Here is a 23,183-nt window from a genome sequence, read left to right on the forward strand (position 1 = left end):
TCTCGTTTCGTCAGTCGTCCTGGAGCGTCTCGCCGTCGACGACGCGGCCGACGAACAGCGGCGTTTCGGTCGGCCGGTCGCGGATATAAAAGAGGAACGGCCGATCGACGGTCATCTCGACCTGCTCGGCCGCCGCTGATTCGTCCATCACGACGGCCGTCGCGGCCGCCGCCTCGGTCCCCTCCTCGTCGACCTCCACGAAGCTCTGGTGGACGATCTCGGCGATGAATAGCTCGTTAGTATCGGGTTCCGTCATCCCGCCGAAGTCCGCGCCGCTGGTGAACGCCCGCTCCATTCCGAGTTCCTGCATCGTCTCGACGAGGCTGAATTTCGATTGGATGCCGAACTTCGGGAGCGCGAGGTCGACCTCCGGACGGGACGTCTCCTCGAGCATCGTGGCGAGTCGGTCGACATTGAACGATGCTTCGAACGACTCGAACTCGCCTTCGGCGGGAAGGACCACGACCATGCTCGTGTCGCCGTTGGCGTGGGGTAACTCGACGAGTTGGTGGCCGTCGATCTCGGCGTAGGAGAGTTCCTCGCGCTGGTGCATCAGTTCGACATCGGTCTCGCTGCCGTCGAGGCTCGTGAACGGCTTCGTCTCGGTGTCCGCGGGGTCGAACTCGTACTCCCAGGCGGCGAGGAAGTAGACGGCGTTGGTGAGCACGAGTCGGGTCGCACTGCTGATCGAGCCGCCGGGGAGCAGGTCCTCGATTCGGTCGTTCGTCCGCTCCTCGACCCAGCCGTTGATCTCCTGGCGGGCTTCCTCCGGACTGCCCGAGAAATCGACGAGGTGATCGCCGGCGTCGTAGGAGGCCTCGAGCAACTCGAGGTAGTCGTCGTCGAACGGGTACCCCTCATCGGCCCAGGTGGCGTTGGCGCTCGAGAGCTGAAAGCCGAGGTCGTCCTCGTCGCCGTCACCGTCTTCCTCGGGGTAGCCGCGGTCTACCTCCTCACCGTCCGCGTTTCGCTGTTCGAACTCGGCCTCCAACGCGGCGAACGCGCCGTGGAGGTCCTCGCCCTCGAGCACGTAGCGCAGGGCTTCGCCCATCTCCGCGGCCGTCCCGCCGCGCGCGCCGGCGTAGGTCATCGCCAGCGCGACGGAGACGCTGTACGGCGAGAAAAATAGGTTCTCGTTTGGCTCGTCCTCTCGAAGCTGTGCGAGCAACGCGAGGGCGAAGTCGACGTTGCCCCGCACCTGCTCGGCGAGCAGGCCGGTCTCGATGTCGTGGTCGGTGGTGGGCTCGATTCGGGGGAACTCGGGGGTCTCGTAGCCGTCGAACGGGTCGTCCTCCGTCCCGTTGTCGTTCGTGCCGTTCGTATCGTTCGGATCAGTGGTACCCGCACAGCCGGCGGCCCCGGCGAGGAGGGCCCCGGTCAGCGCGAGCACGGTTCGCCTGTCGGCGCTCATACTCGAGTCCCCACCGACCGTCGATAAACGCTTTCCGTAGGCTGAAAAATCAGTTTGAGTTTGGCGTTCGTTGCCGTCGGTCGTCCCCTGGGTGTCGCCCTCGATCAATCGTTGGGCGTAGTGAATGGTGCTGTTTCGATTCGGATGTGACCAGAACGAGCGTGTTGCTGCCGCTGGCGGCGATGAGTGCCACGTCCTCCCCAACCGATTCGTTCGCGCCGGAGGCGCTCACTCATCCACTGGAAGACGCTTCGCGCCTTCCAAGCCGTCGTTCACTCCGTTCACGACGACCTCGCACATATTCGAGCCGCGGTTCACCGTCGGTTCACCGCGGCTCAGCGCGCCACCGCAACGCTGTTTGATCGGCCCGAAGCGGTAACGCCTCAGGCTGTATTGAGCGCTGCATGCCGTTTGCTCCTCCCCCGTCTTATCGCCCTCGGTGGGCGTCTTTCGCCTCGAGATAGGCTTCGTCCTCCCGAACCCGCTCCCAGTAGCGCTCGAAGACGAGCGCGGCGTCCCGTTTCTCCGGGTCGGCCCAGTGCTGGGGCTCGCGCTCGTTATCGTCATCGTACTTTTTCCCACCGGGGTACTTCGCGTAGCGCATCGCCCGCGTGTACCCCATCTGGAGGTACTTTCGAGCCATATCCATCCCGGGAAAGTCGTCGTCCTCGAGGTAGCGTTCGTACCGCTCGTAGATTGCCTCGGCGGACTCGCGGGCCGCCTCTTCGTCTTTGTACGACCAGAGCGGGAGGAGTTCGCTCTTGTACGGTTCGACCTTAAACACGCCTTCTTCTCCGCGGCCGATTTCGTACTGGTCGGGGTGTGCTCGAAAGTCGACGTCGTACTCGGGGTCGGTGTCGGACACTGAGATCACCACGAGACCTGCGGGGCAGGCTCGTCTGCGTCTACGGCGCGGGAGACGGGTGAGGACGCTGCTTGCGACAGGCGGTATGAACGGTTGTCAACGGGCAAACCCTGAAGCGGAGGCGTAAAGAACGTCGGTCCGGGAGCAACGCACATGACCGAGGACATGCGGACGATGGTAGACGAGTTCGACGACCTCGAGAGTCTGCTCCAGCACTTTATCGACGAGAATCAGGAGTTCCTCTCGTGGATCGGGACGCGCGTGGACGACGTCGGCGACGGCACGATGACGCTCGCGCTTCCCTACGACGAGAAACTGAGCAACACGCGCCCGAACGCGCCGTTGGACGAGCGCGCTGACCTCCACGGGGGCGTCGCCGCGACGCTGATCGACACCGTGGGCGGCCTCGCGCTCCGGACGGCGATGGACGACCCGTTCGGCGCCCGAATCGCGACGATCAACCTGAACGTCAACTACCTCCGGCCCGCGGTCGGCGACCTCTCCGCGACGGCGAACGTCGTCCGTCTCGGCGGCAGCGTCGGCGTCAGCGAGATCACCGTCGAGAGCACGACGCCGGACGGCGAGACGAAGGAGGTCGCGACCGGGCAGGGCGCGTATCGGGTGTTTCGGCCGGAACGGGAGTGATCGGTCCACACGAAGCGATTCGTTCAGGCGACCGACCCGAGTTCGAGTTTCAGACAGCAGACGGAGCCGCCGGCCTTCTGAAACTCGTCGGTCGGGATCGCCATCGGCTCGTATCCCGCATCCGAGAGCACGCGTTCCGTCTCGGGGTTCCCGGCACCGAGGAGGACGGTATCGCCGTCGACGCAGTGGCAGTTCCCGGCGAGTCCGTCGCGTGACTCCTCGCGGGGGACCTCGAGAACGCGCTCGAAAACCGATCGGATCGTCGCGAGCCCGTCGCCGGTGAACGCCTCGGGTTGAATCAGGACGGTCGATTCGCCGAGCGGGGCGAAACAGACGTCGAGGTGGTAGTAGTGGTCGTCCGTGAGTTCGAGCGTGAGCACGGTGGTCTCGAGCCGGTCGGCGAGCTCGTCGTAGGCCTCGCGATCCGTTCGGACGCCGTAGCCGCCCCAGAGCAGTCGCTTGCCGGGGTGCCAGATGGCGTCGCCGGTGCCCTCGAACCGGCAGTCGGGTGCCTCGAGGACCTCGTACCCCCGTTCGTCACACCACGCCGCGAAGTGGGCCGGTTCGCCGGCGCGTTCTGCGGTCGCCATTTCGGCCAGGACGACCCCGGTCCCGTCGGGCGTCGCGACGCCGTGGTTCGCACAGAAGACCATGTCGGGGAGGCGGTCGGGGGCGACGGCTGTCCCGTCGGAACTATCGACGGGATCGCGTTCGGCTTCGCGCTCGAGCGTCGCCCACGTCTCCGCTGGATCGAGGACGGCGACCGAGTCCGCGTGGGTCTCGTAGGCCGCTTTGAGCGTTCGCCACTGCTCGCGTGCGCGGTCGGCGTCGACGCGCCCGCCCATGTAGGGGTTGATTCGGTACCGAACGTCGAAATATCGTGGCCGAACGAGCAACACCGTCGAATGGTCGGGTCGGGAGGGGACCTCGTCTAGCTGAAACGGACGAGTGTCCTTCTGAATCAGGGTAGAGGGAACGTATGTAGTCATATCCTCCATGAATACAATCATACGTATATCCTTTTTGCCGATTGGACTCCGTACTCCATCTTTATTCGGTTCGGACCGCCGTTCGGTCGGATATCGGCTCCAGTTGCCCCTCGTCGGTCAACTGGCGAGCGCCGAATGAGTCGTCTGAGACGCTGTACGGGCGACGAGAACAGGACCTCGAGGATTGATAGCCGCACCGACGCTCTCTGTGACGTGCGGTGGTGGGACAGCTTAGCTCTCGATACCGGGCGTCTCGTCGGCTAAATCGTCACTATTCCGGCTCCGAGCGCCGATCCAGAGGCGCCCGTGGAGGTAACAGCCGATCGCCGCGACGAGGAGGAAGTAGCCGTAGATAGCCGTTTCGACGAGTGGAGGGACCGACTCGAGCATCGGTTTTCGGTACAGTCTCGCCGTCGATACTGTTTCACCTGAACTGCGACACGCTTCTTAGGCGGTCGCGATCGGTTAGGCCTTCGAAACCATCCAGTAGCGCACCCCGAGGTAGATCATGACGATGCCGAACGTGACCGCGAACAGCGGCGAGCCGTCCATCGCCGCGTAGATCAGCGCGACCGCGTTCAGCGCGATTCCAACGGCGTACATCGTCTGCATTCGTCGTTCGTTCATGCGGTTTCACCCGTCTCGTCTGCGAGGCGCTTGAGCCGCCGGTCCCGAGGCCGCCGTGGGCTTCTCATACCACGCCCTTGGAACGGGGGGTAGAAAACGCTCCTACTTCGGCTCGATCGGCGGTCGCCGACTGTGGCTCGAGCGTAGTCGCGTCTCATCGCACAGTCCCACCGCTCACCCGTCCTCGCCACTCACTCGGCACCGAAGTCGAGGTCGTCGCTGTCGACGACCTCGCCGAACAGCCAGTCGGCGTGGTCGATGGCGTACTCCTTGTGGGCGTCCTCGATCGCGCCGATACAGTCTTCGACCATGAGCGGGCGGAAGTCCCGAAGTCCGGCACTGCCGCCCGTGTGGAGCACGCAGACGTTCGCGAGGGTGCCGCAGATGACGAGCTCGTCGATCCCGCGGGCGTTCAGCCAGCCCTCGAGTTCCGTGTTGTAGAACGCGTCGTAGGTGTGTTTCTCGACGACGTGGTCCGCCGCTTCGACGGGGAGTTCGTCGACGATGTCGGCCTCCCACGACCCCTCGAGAACGTGTTCGCCCCACTGCTCGAACTCGTCGTAGTAGTGGGCGTCGTCGAACTGTTCGGGCGGGTGGACGTCTCGCGTGTAGACCACCGCGGCGCCGGTCTCGGCGGCCTGCTCGACGAGGTCGGCGATGGGCTCGATGACGGTCTCGCTGCCCGGCGCGTACAGCGACCCGTCGGGGTGACAGAAGCCGTTTTGCATGTCCACGACCACGACCGCGGTGTCGGTTGGCTCGAGGTGCATCACTACGGTATCGTACGAACTCGGCGCTAAAAACGTTCGTGACGGGGCTGTCGTCACTGGCGATGTAGACGCCGATCGCGCAGGGCTGAATCGACCGACTGTCGACGATACGGAACTGACTGAGAGCCGACGATCCAGTACCGGACCGACTGAGAGCCGACGAGTACAGCACCAACCAGCGACCTTTTTAGACTCCTCTCCCTACTGCCTGTCAACGCACCCAAATGACGGCCACACTGACGCGAACACGGGTCCTCGCCGCGCTGGTCGCGGTGTCGACGCTCGCACTGCTGTTCGTCGCGGCCAGCGGCGCGGTTCCGCTGTTGCCCGCGGGCGACTCCGTCGACCGGCCCGACGATCCGTCCACCGAAGACACCGTCGGCTACGTCGAGGGCTACTGGCACGACGACGAACTGGACGTCGACGACCGCGACGACGCCGCCATCGAAGACGAGGACGAACTCGAGGCGGTGATCTACCGATCGATGGCGCGCGTCGAGGAGATCCGCGGGCTGACCTTCGAGGACGAGGTCCCGGTCGACGTGATCTCCCGCGAGGAGTTCCAGGAGGACCACGACGAACTGTTCGTCGAACTCTCTGCGGAGGAACGAGTCCAACAGAACGTCACCTACGAGGCGCTGTTCATGGTCGACGGCGAGACCGATGCGGAGGCGGAACTCGAGAACATGTACGGCGATAACGTCGGCGGCTACTACGACCCGGGCGCCGACGAGATCGTCCTCGTCTCCGACAGTCCGGAGTCGCCCGAGGTTGACGAGGTGATCCTCGGACACGAACTGCTTCACGCGCTGCAGGACCAGCACTTCGATCTCTCGGGGTACGACCGCGAGACCATCGATCAGGACAACGCGAAGAACGGCCTGATCGAGGGCGACGCCGTAACGGTGGAGACCGAGTACGACCGCAACTGCGGGACCGAGTGGGACTGCCTCCCCGAGACCGACGTCCAGCCGTCCCAACCGAGCGACGTCAATTGGGGACTCTACACATTGCTGTACCATCCCTACGACGAGGGGCCGGCGTACGTCGACTTCCTGCTCGAGGCCGACGACGGCTGGTCGGCAGTCGATGCGGCCTACGACGATCCGCCACAGCACTCCGCCGAGGTGATCCACCCCGACGAGGACCGTGCACTCGCCGACGTCAGCGTCGCGGACGAATCCGACGATTCCTGGGAACCGTTCGAGGTCGACGGCGAGGTCGCGACCGAGACGGCGGGCGAAGCGGGAATGGTCGCGATGTTCGGCGGTAACGCCCTCGACCCGAACCAGCCGTCGGTGATCGAGGACGACGCGTTCCTCACCCCCGATTTCCGCATCGACTACGATCAGCCGTACACGGACGGCTGGGCGGGCGACCAACTCGTCACCTACGTCGATTCGGAGGCGGCGAACGGAACGCCCGCGACCGAGGAGACCGGCTTCGTCTGGCGGACCGAGTGGACCTCGAGCGAGGACGCCGACCAGTTCGCCGACGGCTACGGCGAGTTGCTCGAGATCAACGACGCCGAGACCGTCGACGACCGCGACGGCCTCTACGTGATTGACGACGCCTACCCCGGCGCGTACGCCGTCCGGACGGACGGCGAGACGGTGACGGTCGTTCGTGCGCCCTCGGTCGACGAACTGGACGCCGTCGCGGCGGGTATCACCGCCGAGGGCGAGTCGACCGACGGGACCGACGAGACGAGCGGATCGGACGAGACGGATAGGGCGGAGAGCGAGGACGATGACACTGGGGCCGACGACGACTCGATCCCTGGATTCGCCGCCCCCGGTGCGGTGATCGCCATCGTGGCCGCCGTGCTCGCGGCGCGCCTCCGGAACTGAGCGGTCCGACTGCGGACTCCTTCCACGACGGGCGCCCGCGAGTCGCGGCGAGCGATGAACCTATGGCCCCGCCGTCGAAAGAGATGCTCGATGCAACGGGGCCACCTCGGACTCCTCGCGGTCGTCTCCCTTCTCGTGCTCTCGGGCTGTGCACTTCCCGACGCTCCGGACCGGTTCGACACCGACCGAGAGCTCGGACACGTCGGCGGCTACGCGCACGACGACGCCTTCGAGTTCGACGACGCGGACGCGCTCACCGAACGCCAGGTCGAGGCCGTCAAGTACCGCTCGATGGCCCGAATCGAGGTCGTTCGCGGGCTGCAGTTCGAACACGACGTCAGGCTCGAAGTGATCTCCAGGGACGAGTATCGAAGCCAGCGCGGCGCCCCCCGATCGGCGTCGCCGTTCGTCAACGAGGTCTGGCGCGGCGCGTTCGTCGTCGACGGCGAGACGGACGTCGGTCAGGCGATGAACACCCTCTACGGCGGGGCCGTCCAGGGCTACTACACGAGCGATCGGATCGTCATTATCACGGATAACACGGACGAAATTCGGATCAATCGGAACACGCTGGTCCACGAACTCGTCCACGCACTGCAGGACCAACAGTTCGGGCTCGACCGGAGCGGGCAAACGATCGACGAACAGCGAGCCGAGATCGGGCTCACCGAGGGCGAGGCGAACTACATTCCGCACCTGTATGACCGGCGTTGCGGCGAGGAGTGGCAGTGTCTGGCCGAGTACGAACGCCCGCCAGCCACCAATCTCGGCGGGACTCCGTTCAACGCCGGACTGTTCCTCTCGATCTACGCGCCGTACTCGGAGGGGCCGCCGTTCGTCGATCACCTCCGCGATCGGGGCGGCTGGGCGGCCGTCGACGACGCCTACGACGATCGACCTGCGAGCACGAGCCAGCTGATCCACCCCGAGCGCTACCCGGACGATTGGCCGGTCGACGTCGAAGTACCGGACCGCTCGAGCGACGATTGGGAGCCGTTCACTCGCGGGAGCGAGCCCCGCACGGAGACGGTCGGCGAGGCGACGCTGTTCGCCGCCCTCTGGACCAACAACGCCGTCGATCGGTGGCTCACCGACGGCGCGACGGAGCTCTCGCCGTACAACTACTCCTACCCGGCGACGGACGGCTGGGCCGGCGATACGATCCAGGTCTACCACGACGCGGACGACGAGGACCGGACCGGCCACGTCTGGTATCTCGCCTGGGAGAGCGACGACGACGCCGACGAGTTCGCCGCGGTCTACCGAACCCTTCTCGAGAATCGCGGGGCGACGGCGGTCGAGCGCGCGGACGACGTTTACCGAATCGAAGACGGCGAGGCGTTCGCCGGCGCCTACCGCGTGACCGTCGACGGGGACACCGTCGAAATCGTCGGCGCGCCGACGGTCGACGATATCGAGGCGATTCACGGGTCGGAAACGGCCTCGGCGACGCTCGAGCGGCCGGTCACGGCGCCGACGCCGGCGACGACCGTGCCGGGGCCGGTTGTGGCTGCGCGGCCGTAGAAACTGCCGTCTCCGTTCGACGACGTGTCGGTGCGAGCCGTGCTCTGTTGCCGTCCTCGCGTTCCCCACCCGTTTTCGAGGGACGTGTCGTTCGGTACGTTCAAGCAGGGATGCGGACAACACCTGGTTCGTGACCCGATATCGGAACGGCGGCCTGTTTCTCACCCTCTGTCTCATCTGGGGAACGACGTTCGTCGCGATCAGCGCCGGCCTACTGCACTTTCCGCCGGTGCTTTTCGCCGCGTTTCGGTACGATCTGGCCGCGATACTGCTGCTCGCGTACGTCTATTTCACCTAAATTTCAAGGCGGAGGCCCCTTCCTCTACGGAGTGAGCGGAGCGAACGGAGTAGGGAGGGGAGGAGCCGACAATCCCTCAACGTACCACGGTCTCTGGCAGGCTCACTCCCGAACGTTTAAGTAACACTCCCATATTATGTGAAACGTCGTGGAATACCGTCGTACCGCCATAATCAAGCTCGACGTGGATCAGGACGCCGATGCGTCCCTCCGTGAGACAGTCGAGCAATTCAAACATTGTGCGAACACCGCGAGCGAACGGTGTTGGCATGGCGACGACGGATACCACGTTACCTCGAAGGCCAAAGCCGAACGTGCCTTGTACGACCAACTGCGGGACGAAACCAACCTCACCGCAAACCTCGTTCAGAAAGGGATTCGTCGAGCAGTTGAAGCCGTCAAGAGCGGTGTAGAACGACTGAAGCGCGGTGAACGCACGTCGCAACCCTACTTTTCTGCCGACAGCGCGGTCTACGATAAGCGCAGTGCGACGTTCCACCGCGACCACGTTTCGCTTTCAACTGTCAATGGGCGTGTTGAGTGTGACTACATCCTCCCCGACGACTCGGAGACACCGCCCACGAAGTACGTCTCCGATGAGGACTTCGAGTTTCGGATGGCTCACTTGCAGTACCGCGACGGTGACTGGTATCTCCACGCTTCGATGCGGAAAGTCGAAGCAGACGAGGAATCGCCTGAATCCGAATCCAAGCACAGAACAGTCCTTGGTGTGGATTTAGGCGTCAACAATGTCGCTGTCGCTTCAACGGGGCGCTTCTGGTCGGCAGACGAGTTTAACCACTGGCGTCAAGAATACGAGAAACGCCGTGCATCGCTTCAGCAGTGTGGTTCTCGACAGGCCCACGAGAACATCGAATCAATCGGGCAGAAAGAGTACGGACGGTTCGAGATATACCTACACACGGTGGCGAACGAACTTATCGAGGAGGCTGTCGAGAACGACTGTTCGCACATCGTGTTCGAGGAGTTGACCCACATTCGGGAGAACATCCCTGAGGCGACGTGGCAACACATCTGGGCGTTCCGACGCCTCTACGAGTACGTTGAATACAAGGCTGAAGAACACGGCATTGAAGTCGTACAGGTTGACCCGCGAAACACATCGAAGCGCTGCTCGACGTGTGGGTTTACCCACGACGACAATCGGCATCAAGAATCGTTCGAGTGTCAACAGTGTGGGTATGAGAACCACGCCGACTACAACGCCTCCAAGAACATCGGTTTGCAGTATCTCCGTCGCAGGCAAAATGCAGGCGACGGAGGCGCACCAGTAGACGTGCGCTTGAATCGCGGGACGCTGAACGTGAGTGGGGAGTACGTCCCCCCTGCTACCACCGACGGTGGCATAGAACGGGAGTCCACGCGAAAGCCCTACCCTCAACGAGCGAGGTCGTCAGACCGAGCGAAGTAGGGTAGGGTAGTTTACGAAGCGGCGGTTTATCGTGCGGGAGCTGTCGGCGCTAAAAGCCGAATCGACTGCCGAGTAACGTCCGCGGGAACGCAAATCGGACGTTTGCCAGTTCTTCTCGCGGTCGGAGTCGCTCCGGTACTGTGCCCTGTTACTGATCTCGACGGCTATCGCCCCCTCACTTGTGAGGCTGTCAAAATATCACTCGATCTGGGTTTCGACAGCGACAAAACGGACGCAATCGTGGCTCCGACCGCAGACGAGTAGCTTTTTTGTCCGCCCCGGAAAACCGTCGGTATGTCAAACCCGTTCGGAACCGTCCCAGCGGAGGCGATTCTCGAGGGGCGTGCCACCGACGCCTACTTCGAGCGTACCCGGGACACTCTCGAGCACGCGGGGAAGAACCCACACGTCGTCGCCGAGGTGACGGCAGACCAGTTCCCGACCGGCGATTTCGAGGTGTTCACCGGGATCGCCGACGTCGCGACGCTCTTCGAGGGCCGCGACGTGGATATCGACGCGCTGCCCGACGGCCAACTGTTCGACGGCGGCCCGGTGATGCGAATCGAAGGGCCGTACCTCGAGTTCGCCGAACTCGAGACCTCCCTATTGGGATTCCTCTCGCAACCCAGCGGATTCGCGACGGGCGCACTCGAGGTTCGACAGGCCGCGCCCGACTCCCTCGTGCTCTCGTTCGGCGCGCGCCACGTCCACCCCTCGATCGCGGCGACGGTCGAGCGCGCCGCGTTGCTCGCCGGCCTCAACGGCTTCTCGCACGTCGCGGCGGGCGACATTCTGGGTCGCGAGGCCGGCGGGACGATGCCCCACGCGCTCATGTTCTGTTTCGGCGAGGGGAACCAGGCCGAGGCCTGGACGGCGTTCAACGAGGCCGTCGGTGAGGACGTCCCGCGGATCGCGCTGACCGACACCTTCTGGGACGAGAAGAGCGAGAGTCTGCTGGCCGCGGAGACGCTCGGGGACGACCTCGAGGGCGTCCGCCTCGATACCACGGGCTCGAGACGCGGCGACTTCCGTCACATCGTCCGCGAGATCCGCTGGGAACTCGACGCGCGCGGCCACGAGGACGTCGACATCTTCTGTAGCGGCGGGCTCACCCCCGAGTCGATCCGCGACCTGCGAGATATCGCGGACGGCTTCGGCGTCGGCAGCCACATCACGGGCGCCGACTCGGTCGATTTCAGCCTCGATATCGTCTCCCTCGAGGGAGAACCGGTCTCCAAACGAGGCAAGCTTTCGGGGGTCAAGGACGTGTACCGAACGTCGGCGGGGGGTCACCACGTCGCGCTCGCCGATCGTGAGGGGCCCGAAGACGGCGAGGCTCTGCTCGAGCCGCTCGTTCGCGACGGCGAGGTGGTTCGGGAGTTCGACCTCGAGGACGCCACCGAACGGTGTCTGGCTGACGCGGAGCGAGTCGGCTTCGGCGGCGACGCAGCGTAGTTCTCCGGCGACCGTCGGTCAGTTCAGATCCGCCCGCTCGAACCGCCAGTAGCCGATCGCGAGCGGGATCACGATCCAGCACAGCAGGACGACGGCGGCGAACCAGTCGCTGAGGTAGAACGGCAGGTCGCCGCTCACGCGGTTCGAGACCAAGAGCGCGTCCGGATTCTCCATCGTCTCCTCCGGAATATCCTCGACCATGGTCTGCCAGCCGAGCATCGGCCAGATGAACTGGTCGGCGAGTTCGCTCGAGACCGCGCGGTAGGCCTCGAGCGGGTTCAGCTGGAGGAGGAAGAAGTACCACTCGGGGGCCTCGAGTCCCGGTAAGTTGCCCTCGAGGAGGTAGTGGACGGCCGTGACGGCCGGATGCCAGACGAGCGTGAAGACGACGTAGCTCCCGATCGCACCGCCCATCGCTTGCATCCTCGAGGACGACATCGCCGAGACGCCGACCGCGATGGCGGTAAAGGCCATGCCCAGCAGGATCGTCAGCGCAGAGAATCCGAGGAACGTTTGGAGGGGGACGTCGTCGAACAGCCCGACTGCGATCACGATGGCGACGAGGCAGGCCACGACCGACGCGACGGCGATGACGGCCAGTCGGCTCAGCAGTTTGCCGGCGAAGACATCCCAGCGGCTGTGGGAAAGGCCGAACAGCACTCGCAGGCTGCCCGACTGCCGCTCGCCGACGACGGCCATGTAGCCGACGAGCAGTGCCAGGATCGGGATGAGGAGGAGTCCGCCGATGTTGGCGACGACGCCGATGACCGCCGTCGGCTCGGTCTCGGCGAGGTTGTCGGTCGCGGCGCCGACCGCGATGATCCCCATCAGGAAGACGAAGACGCCCATCACGGCCCAGATCATCCGCGAGCGGATCGCGTCCTCGAAGTCCTTCCGAGCCAGCAGCGTGGTGCTCATCGAACCACCTCCTCGTCCGCCACGCCGCCGTCGGCTGCCGTTCGGTGTGCGACCGCCGAGTCGTCGGCCGCCGTCGCCCGCTCACGGGCGGACGCCGCATCGACGCCGGTGAACGCCGAGAAGAGGTCCTCGAGCGTCGCCTCTTCGATGTCGAAGTCGACGATCGGCGTTCCGGACTCGACGAGGCGGTGGATCGCGTGCGCCTTCGCGGCCGGATCGGCGTACGTGACTCGGAGGCGGCCGTCCTCGGTCGTCACCTCGGTGACGCCATCGACGTTGGCGAGTTCGGCGTGGTCAACTGCAGGCTCCCCCGCCACGTCGACGACGAGACTCGAGCCCACGCCCGAGCGCTCGCGCAGTCCGGCGATGGTGTCGACGGTGACCAGTTCGCCGCCGTCTAGGATGCCGACGCGATCGCAGACCGCCGCGACCTGGCCGAGGATGTGACTCGAGAAGAAGACGGTCGTTCCGTCCGCGGCTTCCTCGCGGATGATCTCCTGAAAGGTCCGAATGCCGTGGGGATCGAGCCCGCTCGAGGGCTCGTCCAGGACGAGGAGGTCGGGGTCGCCGACGAGCGCCATCGCCATCGCGAGTCGCTGTTTCATCCCCTTCGAGTAGTCGCCGACCGGCCGCTCGGCGTCGGCGAGGTCCAACCCGACGCGCTCGAGCAGGGCGTCCGGCGATTCGGTCCCGCCCTTGGAGTCGAGGGCGAACTCGAGGTGGCGGAAACCTGAGGAACGCTCCCAGAGGTCGAAGCCGTCGGGGAGGATGCCGACGCGGTCGCGAACGGCGTCGGTCTCCTCGTGGGTGTCGTAGCCGAGCACCGTCGCCGACCCCTCGGTTGGTCGGATGAAGTCCAGCAGGAGATCGATCGTCGTCGTCTTCCCCGCGCCGTTCGGCCCGAGGAAGCCGAACACCTCGCCCGCCTCGACGGTCAACTCGAGAGCCTTGAGGGCCGTCTCCTCGCCGTAGCGTTTCGTCAGCCCGGTCGTTTCGATCGCGGTCATCGTTACACCTCCCTCGCCGGCTGTTGGCGACGGTTCCGGCCGTCGCTGCGCTTGAATCGCCGGTACTGGTCGTCTCGATTCGGGTCCGCTGCGTCGACCGGCCCGGTTCCGGAGCCGGTATCGGTCTGCGTGTCTCCCATTGCGTCCTGACCGTCGACCGGGAGCATCCTATAAGCGGATTCACAGTTGTCTGATCGCCAGTCGTGGCGAACAGTTATATACGAGTTGTGCGCCCCGGCGAGTTAGTTGGCAATCCGTTCGCGCACGGACTCGAGTGCGTCCCGTCCGGCCGTCCCCAGAAACAGCCGGCTGACCTGCCCGTTGAGCCACGCGAACGCGTTCAATAGCGCGAGCGAGGCGACCAAGACGACGACTCCGACGACCGAAACCGCCAGCGCCTCGGGGAGCGTCGTCGCCTCCCACTCGGCGATCGTGACGGCGAACTCGACCCCGACGAGCAGTTCGTTCCACGGGAGTTCCAGCGACGGCGTGAGGCGGATCGGTTCGCCCCCGTTGATTAGGCCCACCTGTACGTTCGGCCGGTCGTAGTACAGCGGTGTCAGGAGCAGGGCGACCGACGTGGTGAGCATCGTCGTCAGCAGGACGAACGAGACGATGCCGACGACGAACTTGAGGAAGAGGTAACAGATCGCCGCGTAGGTTTCGAGGCCGAAGACGAGCAATCGAACGCCGTCGACTCCGTCCTCGCCGTCGAGAAACGGGTAGCCGGGCGAGTCGATCTCGACCGACAGCAGGTGTCTGGTCGTCGCGCGCTCGAACGCCGCGAAGACGTGGCTCGCGGCGAGGACGAGGAGCAGGACCGGGACGCCGACCGCAATAATTAGCAGACTGAACCCGAGCGAGAAGCCGGTAACTAAGAAGACGAAGTAGACGATGCCGAGGGGGAACGCGAGCAGCAGGTAGAGGAGATTCAGATAGGTCTGCGGGCGGAACGGACTCAGCGCTGCGGCCCGCACCGTTCGACCGACGTCGTCGATGCGGACGGATCCCGCTCGAAGACTCACGTCCGAACTCTCGTCGATCAGTTAACATAAACCTTGGTGGGTAGCTCCGAACTCGGGGAGTGCGGGCCGGGACCTCCGCTAATCACGGATCCGCACCGCAAACGGTTCGCGGATCCGAACGATTATTGCCCTTCGAGCGGGAGTCGAGAGGGACGTGTCGGCTCGGCAACCCGATCCCGGCGGCGACCCGCGGTCACCTACCCGCGGGACTCCCGGTTCGGTCGCGACGGCCGTGCGACTCGAGCGCCGCTCGGACTCGCAGAGTGCCGTCGACACTCGAGGGAAGGATCACCGATGACGACCGTCGTCGACGCCGACACCGAGGAGCTACTCGCCCTGCTCGAGGACGAGTACGCGCGGACGATCATTCTCGAGACCTACCGCGACGCACAGTCCGTCGAGGCGCTGAGCGACGCCTGCGACGCCGATCCCTCGACCGTCTACCGCCGAATCGATCGCCTCCAGGAGCGCGACCTCCTGGCGGACCAGCAACGACTCGACCCGAACGGCCACCACTACAAGGTCTACGTCGCCCGCCTCGAGCACGTCGCGATCGACGTGACCGACGACGGCTTCGACGTGACGGTCGACTACCGCGAGGAAGACGCCGCGGACACCTTCACGCGGCTCTACGAGGAGTTCTCCGGATGAGTGGAGCGATCAGCACACCGACGAGCGGGCTCGAGGCGGCGCGCCGAGTCACGACGGTCGGCGATTCGGTCGGCTCCGAGTTGGCGACGTGGATTGGGGCACTCGAGCCCTCGCTGCTCGCCTCGTTGCCGCTGCAGGTCGACGTCGAGGGCGGCTCGACGCCCGTCGTGCTCGCCGCCGTCGTGACGTTCTTCGTGGCGTCCGTCCTCGCCGTCCTCGTCACCTACCGGTTCGTGGAAGGCTACCGGCGGACGCGGGCGCGTCCGATTCTGCTGCTCGCCGTCGGGATGTTCCTGCTCGCGCCGGCCCCGATGTTCGTCCGACTGCTCTCGGGGAATCTCGAGGCCGTGCCGCTTGCGGCCCAGTTGCTGCTCACGACGCTCTCCGAGTTGTGTGGGTTGCTGGTCATCCTCTACGCCGTCTACACCACCTGACCATGCTCGAATCCATCACCGCATTCGCGTCCGCCCTCACCGCAGTCGTGGGGCTGTTCGTCGCCCACCTCGCCTACCGGGGCTACCGGCGGAACGACAGTCAGACGATGCGCGCGCTCGCGATCGGGATCGTCTGCATCGCCGTGATTCCGTATCTGATCCTCTACCTCTTCGATCCCGTCCTCGGACTCAGAGACGCCCAGAGTCTCCTCGCGATCACGCTCTTTCACACCGCCGGACTGCTCGCGATCTACCGGACGTTCGATCGGTGACCGGCGGCGGTCGACGGTCGATGGCGGGAGTCGCGATCGACCCCGGTATATAACCGTTGTGCAGGGTTGGTGACCCGCCAACTCGTCGGCTCGGTATAGGGTCCGTCGGCCCGTCGCCTCGAGCGAGGCCAATGACACATGCAACGACGACCGCTCGAGACGGCACTGACGGACCGGACGACCGACCGCTGCGCTGGTTCTTCGGGGTCCCGTTTCGCGCGCGGACCTACCTGAACCTCTGTTATCTGCTGCTCGCCTTCCCGCTCGGTATCGTCTATTTCACCGCCGTTACCGTCGGGTTTTCGCTCGGGTTCGGCCTGCTCGTGACGCTCGTCGGACTCCCGCTGTTCGTCCTGACGCTGATCGGCACGACGGTGCTCGCGGCGTTCGACGCGCGACTGACGAGCCACCTCGTCGGCGTCGACGCGCCGCTGCCCGAATCGCTCCGCGCGGAGAACCCCCGCAGTCTCTCGCGAGCCGAGGACGGCGTCCTCGACGCCATTTCGGCGCTGGTGACTGCGCCGACGACCTGGACCAGCCTGGTGTTAGTGGCCGCTAAATTCGTCTACGGCATCCTCGCGTTCACCGTGATTGTTACCGCCGCCTCCGTCGTCTTGGTCGCGCTCGCCGCACCGTTGGTGTACGCGGACCCGACGATCACGTACACCGTCGGCGCGCACGACGTCAAGACGCTCCCGGCGGCGCTCGCCGTCTCCGTGGCTGGCGTTCTCGGCGGCTTCCTCGCCATGCACCTCTGTAATGGCCTGGCGATCGCCGGCGGTCGGCTGTCGGCCGCGCTGCTCAAGATCGATTCGTCGAACCCAACGCGATATCAGGAGTAGGATCGGGACGGCACGCTGCAGCGGCCCTCGCTAGCGTCGGCGGGTCGACCAGCACGCCTCGTCGCGTCGTCGGTTAGAGTTCCTCGATGCTGCCGTCGGCGTCGCGCTCGCGGAAAACCTGTCCTTCGAACAGCGTGACGATGACGTCGTCGTCCTGCCAGGCCTTCGGTGCCAGCCCCGCCTTTCGGCTGGTTCGATCGAGATACTCCTCGGCGCTCCACTGGTTCTCGACGGGGACTGTCGGATAGAGCCAGCCGCCCTCGCCGCCGCCGTCGATGGCGACGCCGTGGGTCCCCAACTCAAGGTCGGCCAGCGGATCGTCGGTCAGGACGACGTTCCGGACGGCACAGACCGAGACGGTGAGATTCGGGAGTTCTGAGGGAGTCACTTCGGAGCCACAGGAATCCTCGCTCGCGGCTTCGATCGCCGCGTCGACGATGACGTGGCCGAGTTGCTCGCCCGAGCGATAGCCACCGGCGCAGCCGCGCAGGCTGCCCCGGCCGCGAGTGGACTCGAGGCGAACGAACGCGCCGGTTCGTTCGTAGAAGGCCTCGCGCATGCTGCCCGGTTGTTCTCGTTGCCCGTGTTGTACGAAAGATTCGACGGATTCGCGCGCGAGTTCGACTGCGCGTGCACCGTCTTCGTAGGAGAGGTTGACGCCCTGTCGCTGGGACATACAGATATACATGGGAATTGTTCTCCTAAAGCGCTTCCATTCGAATCGAACGGTGAGTCGTCGCGTCGACCGGGGGACTTATTCGGCCGACGCCCCTACGATAGCTGGGAGAGAGAGCCTGGCTGCCGCGGTAGCGGTCCCGGAAACGGGGTCGCTATCTGACGTGGCCCATCTCTCCGAGATGCGCCACGCTCTGACGTTGGCCAACTCTTTGAGTTGCTCGACGCACGCGAGGAAAGTCCCCCCACCTGTTCGGGCAGGTGACCGGACGCAAGTCCGGAGCGGGAGACCGCTGGCTCTGGAACAGAAACGACACGTCTCGGCCCGACCGATGATGCGCGCGAACCCGACCGAGAGGAAGGGGAGCTAACCCGCAGAGGATTGCGGTTGATACCCCGTGGTTCGAATCCGCGGATCGTGTACGCGGTTCGAAGCGTCTTCGGCGCGAAAACCGCGAGTCACGATCGACCGCACGCAGACGGCCGAGGAGCGATGGAACGGCGAACCCTCACCGGTGCAAGTCCGCGCCGTGGTAGCCCGAACGCCCCGCGGCCTCGCCGCGGACGGCGCGGACGCTCAGCCGAATGCCGGGATGAACAGAAGGGGGCTTACTCCTCTCACCCGACTCTGCTACCTCGAGTGACGACGCTACCCGACGCTGGAATCTCGTGTCACTATTCGGCGGACTCTCTAGCGATCGTCGGTCCGCTGTCGCTCTGTACACCCGTAGACGAACGATCAGGCGTTCCGGATTCGTTCGAGGGGAATAGCTCACCGCTCTACTCTCGGAGATGTTCTACCTCGCAGTTCGAAAACAAAAACGAGGTACCGTGCGGTGCGATCGCTGAACCAGAAACGGACGTCGATCGAACGACACAACGGACGAGCTACGCGACAGAGGCCGGGAATGGAGAAGCACGTGCCGACTCCTGTCAACAGTTGTCGACGGGTAATCGTCGAACAGCGTACGATCTTGGCGTGTGAATTCGTGCAGTTGTTCCATCGACGTTCGTCGGTCGACGGTTCACACTGGTCTCTATGAGTTTCCGTTCACTAGTCTAATTCCCATATAATTTCAATAATTCAAACCAGTCAGAGATATTTACGGTCGAACCGGGGTGCAGGAATATAATGGGTGTCAGTTTATACACATTGGCGACGAATGATTTTTGTCATGGAACGAGATGATTTACTGACGCGGCGACGAGCGCTCCAGATAGCGGGTGTCGGAGCTTCAACGACACTGATCGCTGGTTGTACTGGCCCCGGTGACGGCGGCGATAACGAGACGGAAGAAGATCCCGCAGAAGAGGAGAACGAGACCGAAGACGGGATGAACGAAACCGAGGAGAACGAGACCGAAGACGGGATGAACGAAACCGAGGAGAACGAGACTGAGGAAAACGAGACTGAAGAGAACGAGACTGAAGAGAACGAAACCGAAGAAAACGAGAGTGGATAACGCACAGCGTATCGACGGGAACAGCGATTCACGTCCACGTCGCCTATACCAGCGATAAGACGACCGTAGGGATAGTTCCGCGTAGCAACTAGTTCGTAGCGGTATCAAGAGGTAACTGTCCAGTGTGCCACCGCTACTGGACAGAAATAGGGACTATCGGTTCGCCTTTCAAGAGTCAGCTCGTTACTCGAGCCCCTCACTCGAACCCGGCGACGATCTGTGGCACGCAGCCCACCTCGGGCTTCGTGTAGTCGCAGTGGTCGTCGACCGCGTCGGTGACGTCCACGTCAGTGTAGTTGTCCGGCACGGAGCCGCTGTCGTCGGTGACCCAACCGCCGTCGCAGTCGGATCCGCCACAGCCGAGGCCGCTCGAGAGCGACTGGAGGTCGTAGCCGTAGCAGACGCTGTCGTCGTTCTCCGAGTGATAGTTGGAGACCGCCTCGACACCGGTGTCGATGCCGTAGGCGTACTCGCCGTCCGTACAGACCGAATCGTCGTCTGCCGCGGTGCCGAGCAGGGCGACGGTATCGCCCGTCGCTTCGCCGTCGAGCGCCGTCAGCGTCTTGAGACAGAGTCGCCCGCCGAGCGAGTGGCCGACCAGTCTGATCGTTCGCTCCTCGAGATTCGCTCGATCGGATGCGAGCCACGACGCGAGCCGCTGGCCGGCCATTTCGGTCCTGCTCTCTGCCCGCCAGTAGTTTCGGGTGTCCGCTTCCCACGAGGCCGCGACCACCGGCGTGTCGTACTCGTTCTCCGCGAAGGCTTGCTCGAGCGTGTAAGCCTGGTCGGTGCTGGTCTCGAGGCCGAGCCAGCCATGGACGGAGACGACGAGTTCGGTTTCGTCCTCGAGAGACTCGAAGTTCGATGCGGACGGATTGCTGCGCGTGAGATCGATCTCCGGGTACTCCGCCGGGGCGTCCAGCCACTCGTCACAGCCCGTGAATCCGCTCCCGGCGGCCGAGCCGGAGGCGCCGGCGAGACCAGCCCCACCGACTGCGATTGCTGCCGGCGACTGAAGCAGTCGCCGTCGGCTGACGGTCGTCGATTTATCGTCGGTTCCGTACGCTTCACCTGCTGTGTCTGCGTAATTGTCACTCATGTGTCCCACCGATTGCACTGCTGGTTGGCTGCGTGTCGGGGGCGGAGACGGGTACCGTCCCGGCCGGCATGTTCCAGTTGGGGTTGGTAGGCGTGCTCGAGCGCCGAAGAGACGAACACGGAAGCGCTGTGTCCCGTGCGTTGATTCCGGTTTTTGGCACCGTTTCAGATAGACTATACGGCCTGAAATTCGACGTGGCTATCATGAGTACTGCTGGACTCGGGGAGCAACTGGTTGGGGCCTACCACAAACTGATCAACGAGTGTGAGGTCGTCAGTTACAACGAATTTTCTGAGAAAGAGGGCGATCAGATGGAGGTCGACGTTTTGGCGCTTGGGACTGATAACGGACGACAGTGTGTCTACATCTGTGAAGTCGTGACTCACCTCGATGGGCTCAACTACGGGGGGACCCCTTCGGACGGCTCCTGGAGCGACTTCGGCGGTAAATCGTATCAGGGGACCCTGGATACGATCTACCAGAAGTTCGAGGCCGACTACGAGTATGCGACTCGAGTCTTCGACGATGCTGACGCCTACACCCTGCAACTCTGGTCACCGTACGTTCCGAACGGAAAACTGACTGACGGACTGGACGAAGTATCCGCTCGATTCGAACGGGAGCACGGCGAACGAGTGGCACTCAAGATCAACGAAGCGTACACGGCCGAAATAGACCAATTACGAGCGAAGGCCGGAACGGAGACGAAACGCTACGGAGAGCCAGCCTATCGATTTTTACAGATTTTGGAACATATGCGGCGGTAATCCCGCCCGAGTTTCTCCCCTGCTAGCTATCTAACGTAAAACGCCCTGACGGAGTCCAACGCGAGCGGTAGCGAGCGTTGGGCACGTCAGGACCGAACGCAAGAGCGAGTGCTGAACAACGTGAAGCACTCGCGATAAGTGAGCGTCCTGACGGAGATTTGAACACGGAAAGACGGTCGCCCTCGCTTCGGTCGGCCGCTGCGACTTTCCTGCTCAAATCTCTGGGGAGTTTCGTCGACACCAGCAGCTCGCTGCTCACGGCTACGCCGTTCGCTTTTCGTGGCGCTGTCGCGCCACGCATCGCTCGCGGTTTGGTGTCGACAGAAACGTCCTGACGGAGATTTGAACTCCGGTCCCTGGCTCCGCAAGCCAAGAGGATAGTCCACTACCCTACCAGGACTCATCTCTTCGTAACCCGGTGGACACTAAAGCCCTTTCGAAAGAGACCGGCAGACGGCCGGCGAATCGCCGGTTCGTGCGTGGCTGCATCTCCCACGGTCGAGCCTCAAGAGTCACCTACCGAGCTACGAGTTTATATACGATGACGGGACCAGCAGGAGTATGCTCTCGGACGCGATGGCGGGCCGGCCGAAGTGGCGGAACCGAGCGCGGGCGAGCCGAGCCGATCCCCGTCGAAACTCCGGTCGACGACACCGAATGAACAACGCTTATGCGCGACCTACGCATGCACGAACCTAGAATGAGCGACATCGAGGGCGTGTACGAAGACCTCGAGGCCGACGTTTCTCTCGAGAAGTTTCGCGAGGCCGTCGAGGCGAAAGTCGAGCAGATGGGGGGTCTCGCGGACGAGGAGACGGCGGCGATGCTCGTCGCTCACGAGATCGGCGAGAGCGAGGTCGGCGGCATCGCCGACATCGAACCCGGCATGGAGGACGTGAAGTTCGTCGCCAAAGTCACCAGTATCGGTGAGGTTCGCACCTTCGAACGCGACAGCGAGGACGAAGACGGCCGCGTCGTCAACGTGGAAGTCGCGGACGAGACCGGTTCCGTGCGGGCCGCCTTCTGGGACCAGCACGCCGAAGCGGCGATCGAGGAACTCGAGGAGGGCCAGGTGCTGCGCGTCAAGGGCCGCCCGAAGGAGGGCTTCTCGGGCGTCGAGGTCAGCGTGGACGACGTCCAGCCCGATCCGGACACGGAGGTCGACGTGCAGGTTGCCGACACGCACACCGTCGAGGCGCTCTCGCTCGGGCTCTCGAACGTCAATCTCGTCGGCCTCGTGCTCGACACCGACAGCGTCCGCACGTTCGACCGCGACGACGGCTCCGAGGGGAAGGTCTCGAACCTCGTGCTCGGCGACTCGACCGGTCGCGTACGCGTGACGCTATGGGACGAGCAGGCCGACACCGCGACGGCGATCGACCCCGGCACGACCGTCGAGGTGATCGACGGCTACGTCAAGGATCGCGACGGGACCCTCGAACTCCACGTCGGCAACCGCGGCGCCGTCGAGGAGGTCGACGAGGAAGTCGAGTACATCCCCGAGAGCACGCCAATCGAGGACCTCGAGATCGACCAGATGGTCGACATCGCGGGCGTCGTCCGCTCGGCTGATCCGAAGCGCACCTTCGACCGCGACGACGGCTCCGAGGGCCAGGTTCGGAACATCCGTGTCCAAGACGCGACCGGCGACATCCGCGTGGCGATGTGGGGCGAGAAGGCCGATATCGACATCGGTCCGGGCGACGAGGTCGCCCTCGGCGACGTGGAGATTCAGGACGGCTGGCAGGACGACCTCGAAGCCTCCGCTGGCTGGCAGTCGACGGTCACGGTGCTCGAATCCGACTCCGCCGCTGCCGGCGACGCAGCCGACGAGTCGGGCGACTCGAGCGACGCGAACGCCGGACTGTCGGCGTTCGCCGGTGGCGACGGCGACGACAGTGACGACAGCACCGAGACGGATTCGGACGCCGAGACGGCCGCTACCGACACCTCGAGCGACGCGGCCACCGAGTCGGACGACCCGACTGACGGCGAGGAACTCGAGTTCACCGGAGTCGTCGTGCAGGCCGGCGATCCGGTCGTCCTGGACGACGGCGAGTCGACGATGAGCGTCTCGACCGACGTCGATGTGGGTCTCGGCGAGGAGGTAACCGCCCGAGGGGTCGTCCGCGACGGTCGCCTCGAGGCAAACGACGTGTTCTGA

General features: G+C 64.4%; 25 protein-coding genes, 1 tRNA gene and 1 other RNA gene. 14 read left to right on the plus strand and 13 right to left on the minus strand.

The window, feature by feature from the left end:
- Window positions 1-10: 10 nt before the first annotated feature.
- A complete protein-coding gene (locus ACSFC5_RS19390; RefSeq protein WP_440766865.1) occupies window positions 11-1,411 on the minus strand; it encodes a serpin family protein in 1,401 nt (466 codons plus the stop codon).
- A 427-nt stretch (window positions 1,412-1,838) separates the two neighbouring features.
- Window positions 1,839-2,276, minus strand: a complete 438-nt coding sequence (locus ACSFC5_RS19395) for a DUF4385 domain-containing protein (RefSeq protein WP_440766866.1) — start codon at window positions 2,274-2,276, stop codon at window positions 1,839-1,841.
- A gap of 153 nt (window positions 2,277-2,429) precedes the next feature.
- On the opposite strand from ACSFC5_RS19395, the gene ACSFC5_RS19400 reads away from it, so the two are divergent.
- Window positions 2,430-2,921, plus strand: a complete 492-nt coding sequence (locus tag ACSFC5_RS19400; protein ID WP_440766867.1) for a PaaI family thioesterase — start codon at window positions 2,430-2,432, stop codon at window positions 2,919-2,921.
- Between the two features lie 23 nt (window positions 2,922-2,944).
- On the opposite strand, the gene ACSFC5_RS19405 is transcribed toward ACSFC5_RS19400, so the two are convergent.
- From ACSFC5_RS19405 to ACSFC5_RS19420, 4 genes are all read right to left on the minus strand, one after another.
- On the minus strand, window positions 2,945-3,910 hold the full coding sequence (locus ACSFC5_RS19405; protein WP_440766868.1) for a dimethylarginine dimethylaminohydrolase family protein: 966 nt from the start codon (window positions 3,908-3,910) through the stop codon (window positions 2,945-2,947).
- A gap of 231 nt (window positions 3,911-4,141) precedes the next feature.
- Window positions 4,142-4,300, minus strand: coding sequence for a hypothetical protein (locus ACSFC5_RS19410; protein ID WP_440766869.1), 159 nt, complete (start codon window positions 4,298-4,300; stop codon window positions 4,142-4,144).
- A gap of 75 nt (window positions 4,301-4,375) precedes the next feature.
- Complete coding sequence (locus tag ACSFC5_RS19415; RefSeq protein ID WP_440766870.1) at window positions 4,376-4,537, minus strand: hypothetical protein; 162 nt, start codon at window positions 4,535-4,537, stop codon at window positions 4,376-4,378.
- Between the two features lie 191 nt (window positions 4,538-4,728).
- On the minus strand, window positions 4,729-5,307 hold the full coding sequence (locus ACSFC5_RS19420) for a cysteine hydrolase family protein (RefSeq protein ID WP_440766871.1): 579 nt from the start codon (window positions 5,305-5,307) through the stop codon (window positions 4,729-4,731).
- A gap of 224 nt (window positions 5,308-5,531) precedes the next feature.
- Here ACSFC5_RS19420 and ACSFC5_RS19425 point away from each other — a divergent pair, with 224 nt between their 5' ends.
- From ACSFC5_RS19425 to ACSFC5_RS19445, 5 genes are all read left to right on the plus strand, one after another.
- The gene (locus tag ACSFC5_RS19425) at window positions 5,532-7,157 is read left to right on the plus strand and encodes an Hvo_1808 family surface protein (protein WP_440766872.1); all 1,626 of its coding nucleotides are present in this window, start codon (window positions 5,532-5,534) and stop codon (window positions 7,155-7,157) included.
- A 90-nt stretch (window positions 7,158-7,247) separates the two neighbouring features.
- Complete coding sequence (locus ACSFC5_RS19430) at window positions 7,248-8,681, plus strand: Hvo_1808 family surface protein (protein WP_440766873.1); 1,434 nt, start codon at window positions 7,248-7,250, stop codon at window positions 8,679-8,681.
- Window positions 8,682-8,811: 130 nt separating this feature from the next.
- Window positions 8,812-8,979 carry a hypothetical protein gene (locus ACSFC5_RS19435; protein ID WP_440766999.1) on the plus strand — a complete coding sequence of 56 codons (168 nt, stop codon included), beginning with the start codon at window positions 8,812-8,814 and terminating at the stop codon, window positions 8,977-8,979.
- A 148-nt stretch (window positions 8,980-9,127) separates the two neighbouring features.
- On the plus strand, window positions 9,128-10,411 hold the full coding sequence (locus ACSFC5_RS19440; RefSeq protein WP_440766874.1) for an RNA-guided endonuclease InsQ/TnpB family protein: 1,284 nt from the start codon (window positions 9,128-9,130) through the stop codon (window positions 10,409-10,411).
- A 294-nt stretch (window positions 10,412-10,705) separates the two neighbouring features.
- Entirely contained in the window at window positions 10,706-11,866 is a 1,161-nt protein-coding gene (locus tag ACSFC5_RS19445; RefSeq protein WP_440766875.1) for a nicotinate phosphoribosyltransferase, read from the plus strand.
- Window positions 11,867-11,884: 18 nt separating this feature from the next.
- Here the strand turns inward: ACSFC5_RS19445 and ACSFC5_RS19450 are convergent, their stop codons facing one another.
- From ACSFC5_RS19450 to ACSFC5_RS19465, 4 genes are all read right to left on the minus strand, one after another.
- Window positions 11,885-12,784, minus strand: a complete 900-nt coding sequence (locus ACSFC5_RS19450; RefSeq protein WP_440766876.1) for an ABC transporter permease subunit — start codon at window positions 12,782-12,784, stop codon at window positions 11,885-11,887.
- Complete coding sequence (locus ACSFC5_RS19455; RefSeq protein WP_440766877.1) at window positions 12,781-13,791, minus strand: ABC transporter ATP-binding protein; 1,011 nt, start codon at window positions 13,789-13,791, stop codon at window positions 12,781-12,783. The genes ACSFC5_RS19450 and ACSFC5_RS19455 overlap by 4 nt, the downstream gene beginning before the upstream one ends.
- A 2-nt stretch (window positions 13,792-13,793) precedes the next feature.
- Window positions 13,794-13,931: a hypothetical protein gene (locus ACSFC5_RS19460; protein ID WP_440766878.1), complete on the minus strand. Its 138-nt coding sequence runs from the start codon at window positions 13,929-13,931 to the stop codon at window positions 13,794-13,796.
- Window positions 13,932-14,033: 102 nt separating this feature from the next.
- Window positions 14,034-14,816, minus strand: a complete 783-nt coding sequence (locus tag ACSFC5_RS19465) for a sensor domain-containing protein (protein ID WP_440766879.1) — start codon at window positions 14,814-14,816, stop codon at window positions 14,034-14,036.
- A gap of 294 nt (window positions 14,817-15,110) precedes the next feature.
- Here ACSFC5_RS19465 and ACSFC5_RS19470 point away from each other — a divergent pair, with 294 nt between their 5' ends.
- The 4 genes from ACSFC5_RS19470 (at window position 15,111) to ACSFC5_RS19485 (ending at window position 17,015) form a co-directional block, all read left to right on the plus strand.
- The gene (locus ACSFC5_RS19470) at window positions 15,111-15,467 is read left to right on the plus strand and encodes a helix-turn-helix domain-containing protein (protein WP_440766880.1); all 357 of its coding nucleotides are present in this window, start codon (window positions 15,111-15,113) and stop codon (window positions 15,465-15,467) included.
- The gene (locus ACSFC5_RS19475; RefSeq protein ID WP_440766881.1) at window positions 15,464-15,901 is read left to right on the plus strand and encodes a DUF7521 family protein; all 438 of its coding nucleotides are present in this window, start codon (window positions 15,464-15,466) and stop codon (window positions 15,899-15,901) included. The genes ACSFC5_RS19470 and ACSFC5_RS19475 overlap by 4 nt, the downstream gene beginning before the upstream one ends.
- A 2-nt stretch (window positions 15,902-15,903) precedes the next feature.
- The gene (locus ACSFC5_RS19480; protein WP_440766882.1) at window positions 15,904-16,173 is read left to right on the plus strand and encodes a DUF7521 family protein; all 270 of its coding nucleotides are present in this window, start codon (window positions 15,904-15,906) and stop codon (window positions 16,171-16,173) included.
- A gap of 131 nt (window positions 16,174-16,304) precedes the next feature.
- Window positions 16,305-17,015 carry a sensor domain-containing protein gene (locus ACSFC5_RS19485; protein ID WP_440766883.1) on the plus strand — a complete coding sequence of 237 codons (711 nt, stop codon included), beginning with the start codon at window positions 16,305-16,307 and terminating at the stop codon, window positions 17,013-17,015.
- 73 nt (window positions 17,016-17,088) lie between these two features.
- On the opposite strand, the gene ACSFC5_RS19490 is transcribed toward ACSFC5_RS19485, so the two are convergent.
- Window positions 17,089-17,691 (minus strand): TIGR00296 family protein, encoded by a 603-nt coding sequence (locus ACSFC5_RS19490; protein ID WP_440766884.1) that lies wholly within the window; start codon window positions 17,689-17,691, stop codon window positions 17,089-17,091.
- A 213-nt stretch (window positions 17,692-17,904) separates the two neighbouring features.
- Here ACSFC5_RS19490 and rnpB point away from each other — a divergent pair.
- Window positions 17,905-18,308, plus strand: an RNA gene (rnpB, locus tag ACSFC5_RS19495) — RNase P RNA component.
- A 557-nt stretch (window positions 18,309-18,865) separates the two neighbouring features.
- The gene (locus ACSFC5_RS19500) at window positions 18,866-19,153 is read left to right on the plus strand and encodes a hypothetical protein (RefSeq protein ID WP_440766885.1); all 288 of its coding nucleotides are present in this window, start codon (window positions 18,866-18,868) and stop codon (window positions 19,151-19,153) included.
- Window positions 19,154-19,349: 196 nt separating this feature from the next.
- On the opposite strand, the gene ACSFC5_RS19505 is transcribed toward ACSFC5_RS19500, so the two are convergent.
- On the minus strand, window positions 19,350-20,252 hold the full coding sequence (locus ACSFC5_RS19505) for an alpha/beta hydrolase (protein WP_440766886.1): 903 nt from the start codon (window positions 20,250-20,252) through the stop codon (window positions 19,350-19,352).
- A 203-nt stretch (window positions 20,253-20,455) separates the two neighbouring features.
- Between ACSFC5_RS19505 and ACSFC5_RS19510 the strand changes: the two genes are divergently transcribed.
- Window positions 20,456-21,019 carry a hypothetical protein gene (locus ACSFC5_RS19510; protein ID WP_440766887.1) on the plus strand — a complete coding sequence of 188 codons (564 nt, stop codon included), beginning with the start codon at window positions 20,456-20,458 and terminating at the stop codon, window positions 21,017-21,019.
- Between the two features lie 327 nt (window positions 21,020-21,346).
- On the opposite strand, the gene ACSFC5_RS19515 is transcribed toward ACSFC5_RS19510, so the two are convergent.
- A tRNA-Arg gene (locus ACSFC5_RS19515) sits at window positions 21,347-21,419 on the minus strand.
- Window positions 21,420-21,719: 300 nt separating this feature from the next.
- Between ACSFC5_RS19515 and ACSFC5_RS19520 the strand changes: the two genes are divergently transcribed.
- Window positions 21,720-23,183 carry a single-stranded DNA binding protein gene (locus ACSFC5_RS19520; RefSeq protein WP_440766888.1) on the plus strand — a complete coding sequence of 488 codons (1,464 nt, stop codon included), beginning with the start codon at window positions 21,720-21,722 and terminating at the stop codon, window positions 23,181-23,183.

Origin of the sequence: Natronorubrum marinum (genome assembly GCF_052040125.1) — an archaeon.
In the GTDB taxonomy this organism is placed as follows: domain Archaea; phylum Halobacteriota; class Halobacteria; order Halobacteriales; family Natrialbaceae; genus Natronorubrum.

Excerpts from the sequence above, each read along its gene's own strand:
- ACSFC5_RS19390 (WP_440766865.1), bottom strand. The coding sequence starts at position 1,411 with ATGAGCGCCGACAGGCGAACCGTGCTCGCGCTGACCGGGGCCCTCCTC.
- ACSFC5_RS19400 (WP_440766867.1), top strand. The coding sequence starts at position 2,430 with ATGACCGAGGACATGCGGACGATGGTAGACGAGTTCGACGACCTCGAG.
- ACSFC5_RS19405 (WP_440766868.1), bottom strand. The coding sequence starts at position 3,910 with ATGACTACATACGTTCCCTCTACCCTGATTCAGAAGGACACTCGTCCG.
- ACSFC5_RS19410 (WP_440766869.1), bottom strand. The coding sequence starts at position 4,300 with ATGCTCGAGTCGGTCCCTCCACTCGTCGAAACGGCTATCTACGGCTAC.
- ACSFC5_RS19415 (WP_440766870.1), bottom strand. The coding sequence starts at position 4,537 with ATGAACGAACGACGAATGCAGACGATGTACGCCGTTGGAATCGCGCTG.
- ACSFC5_RS19420 (WP_440766871.1), bottom strand. The coding sequence starts at position 5,307 with ATGCACCTCGAGCCAACCGACACCGCGGTCGTGGTCGTGGACATGCAA.
- ACSFC5_RS19425 (WP_440766872.1), top strand. The coding sequence starts at position 5,532 with ATGACGGCCACACTGACGCGAACACGGGTCCTCGCCGCGCTGGTCGCG.
- ACSFC5_RS19430 (WP_440766873.1), top strand. The coding sequence starts at position 7,248 with ATGCAACGGGGCCACCTCGGACTCCTCGCGGTCGTCTCCCTTCTCGTG.
- ACSFC5_RS19445 (WP_440766875.1), top strand. The coding sequence starts at position 10,706 with ATGTCAAACCCGTTCGGAACCGTCCCAGCGGAGGCGATTCTCGAGGGG.
- ACSFC5_RS19450 (WP_440766876.1), bottom strand. The coding sequence starts at position 12,784 with ATGAGCACCACGCTGCTGGCTCGGAAGGACTTCGAGGACGCGATCCGC.
- ACSFC5_RS19455 (WP_440766877.1), bottom strand. The coding sequence starts at position 13,791 with ATGACCGCGATCGAAACGACCGGGCTGACGAAACGCTACGGCGAGGAG.
- ACSFC5_RS19460 (WP_440766878.1), bottom strand. The coding sequence starts at position 13,931 with ATGGGAGACACGCAGACCGATACCGGCTCCGGAACCGGGCCGGTCGAC.
- ACSFC5_RS19470 (WP_440766880.1), top strand. The coding sequence starts at position 15,111 with ATGACGACCGTCGTCGACGCCGACACCGAGGAGCTACTCGCCCTGCTC.
- ACSFC5_RS19475 (WP_440766881.1), top strand. The coding sequence starts at position 15,464 with ATGAGTGGAGCGATCAGCACACCGACGAGCGGGCTCGAGGCGGCGCGC.
- ACSFC5_RS19480 (WP_440766882.1), top strand. The coding sequence starts at position 15,904 with ATGCTCGAATCCATCACCGCATTCGCGTCCGCCCTCACCGCAGTCGTG.
- ACSFC5_RS19485 (WP_440766883.1), top strand. The coding sequence starts at position 16,305 with ATGACACATGCAACGACGACCGCTCGAGACGGCACTGACGGACCGGAC.
- ACSFC5_RS19490 (WP_440766884.1), bottom strand. The coding sequence starts at position 17,691 with ATGTCCCAGCGACAGGGCGTCAACCTCTCCTACGAAGACGGTGCACGC.
- ACSFC5_RS19500 (WP_440766885.1), top strand. The coding sequence starts at position 18,866 with ATGGAACGAGATGATTTACTGACGCGGCGACGAGCGCTCCAGATAGCG.
- ACSFC5_RS19505 (WP_440766886.1), bottom strand. The coding sequence starts at position 20,252 with ATGAGTGACAATTACGCAGACACAGCAGGTGAAGCGTACGGAACCGAC.
- ACSFC5_RS19510 (WP_440766887.1), top strand. The coding sequence starts at position 20,456 with ATGAGTACTGCTGGACTCGGGGAGCAACTGGTTGGGGCCTACCACAAA.
- ACSFC5_RS19520 (WP_440766888.1), top strand. The coding sequence starts at position 21,720 with ATGAGCGACATCGAGGGCGTGTACGAAGACCTCGAGGCCGACGTTTCT.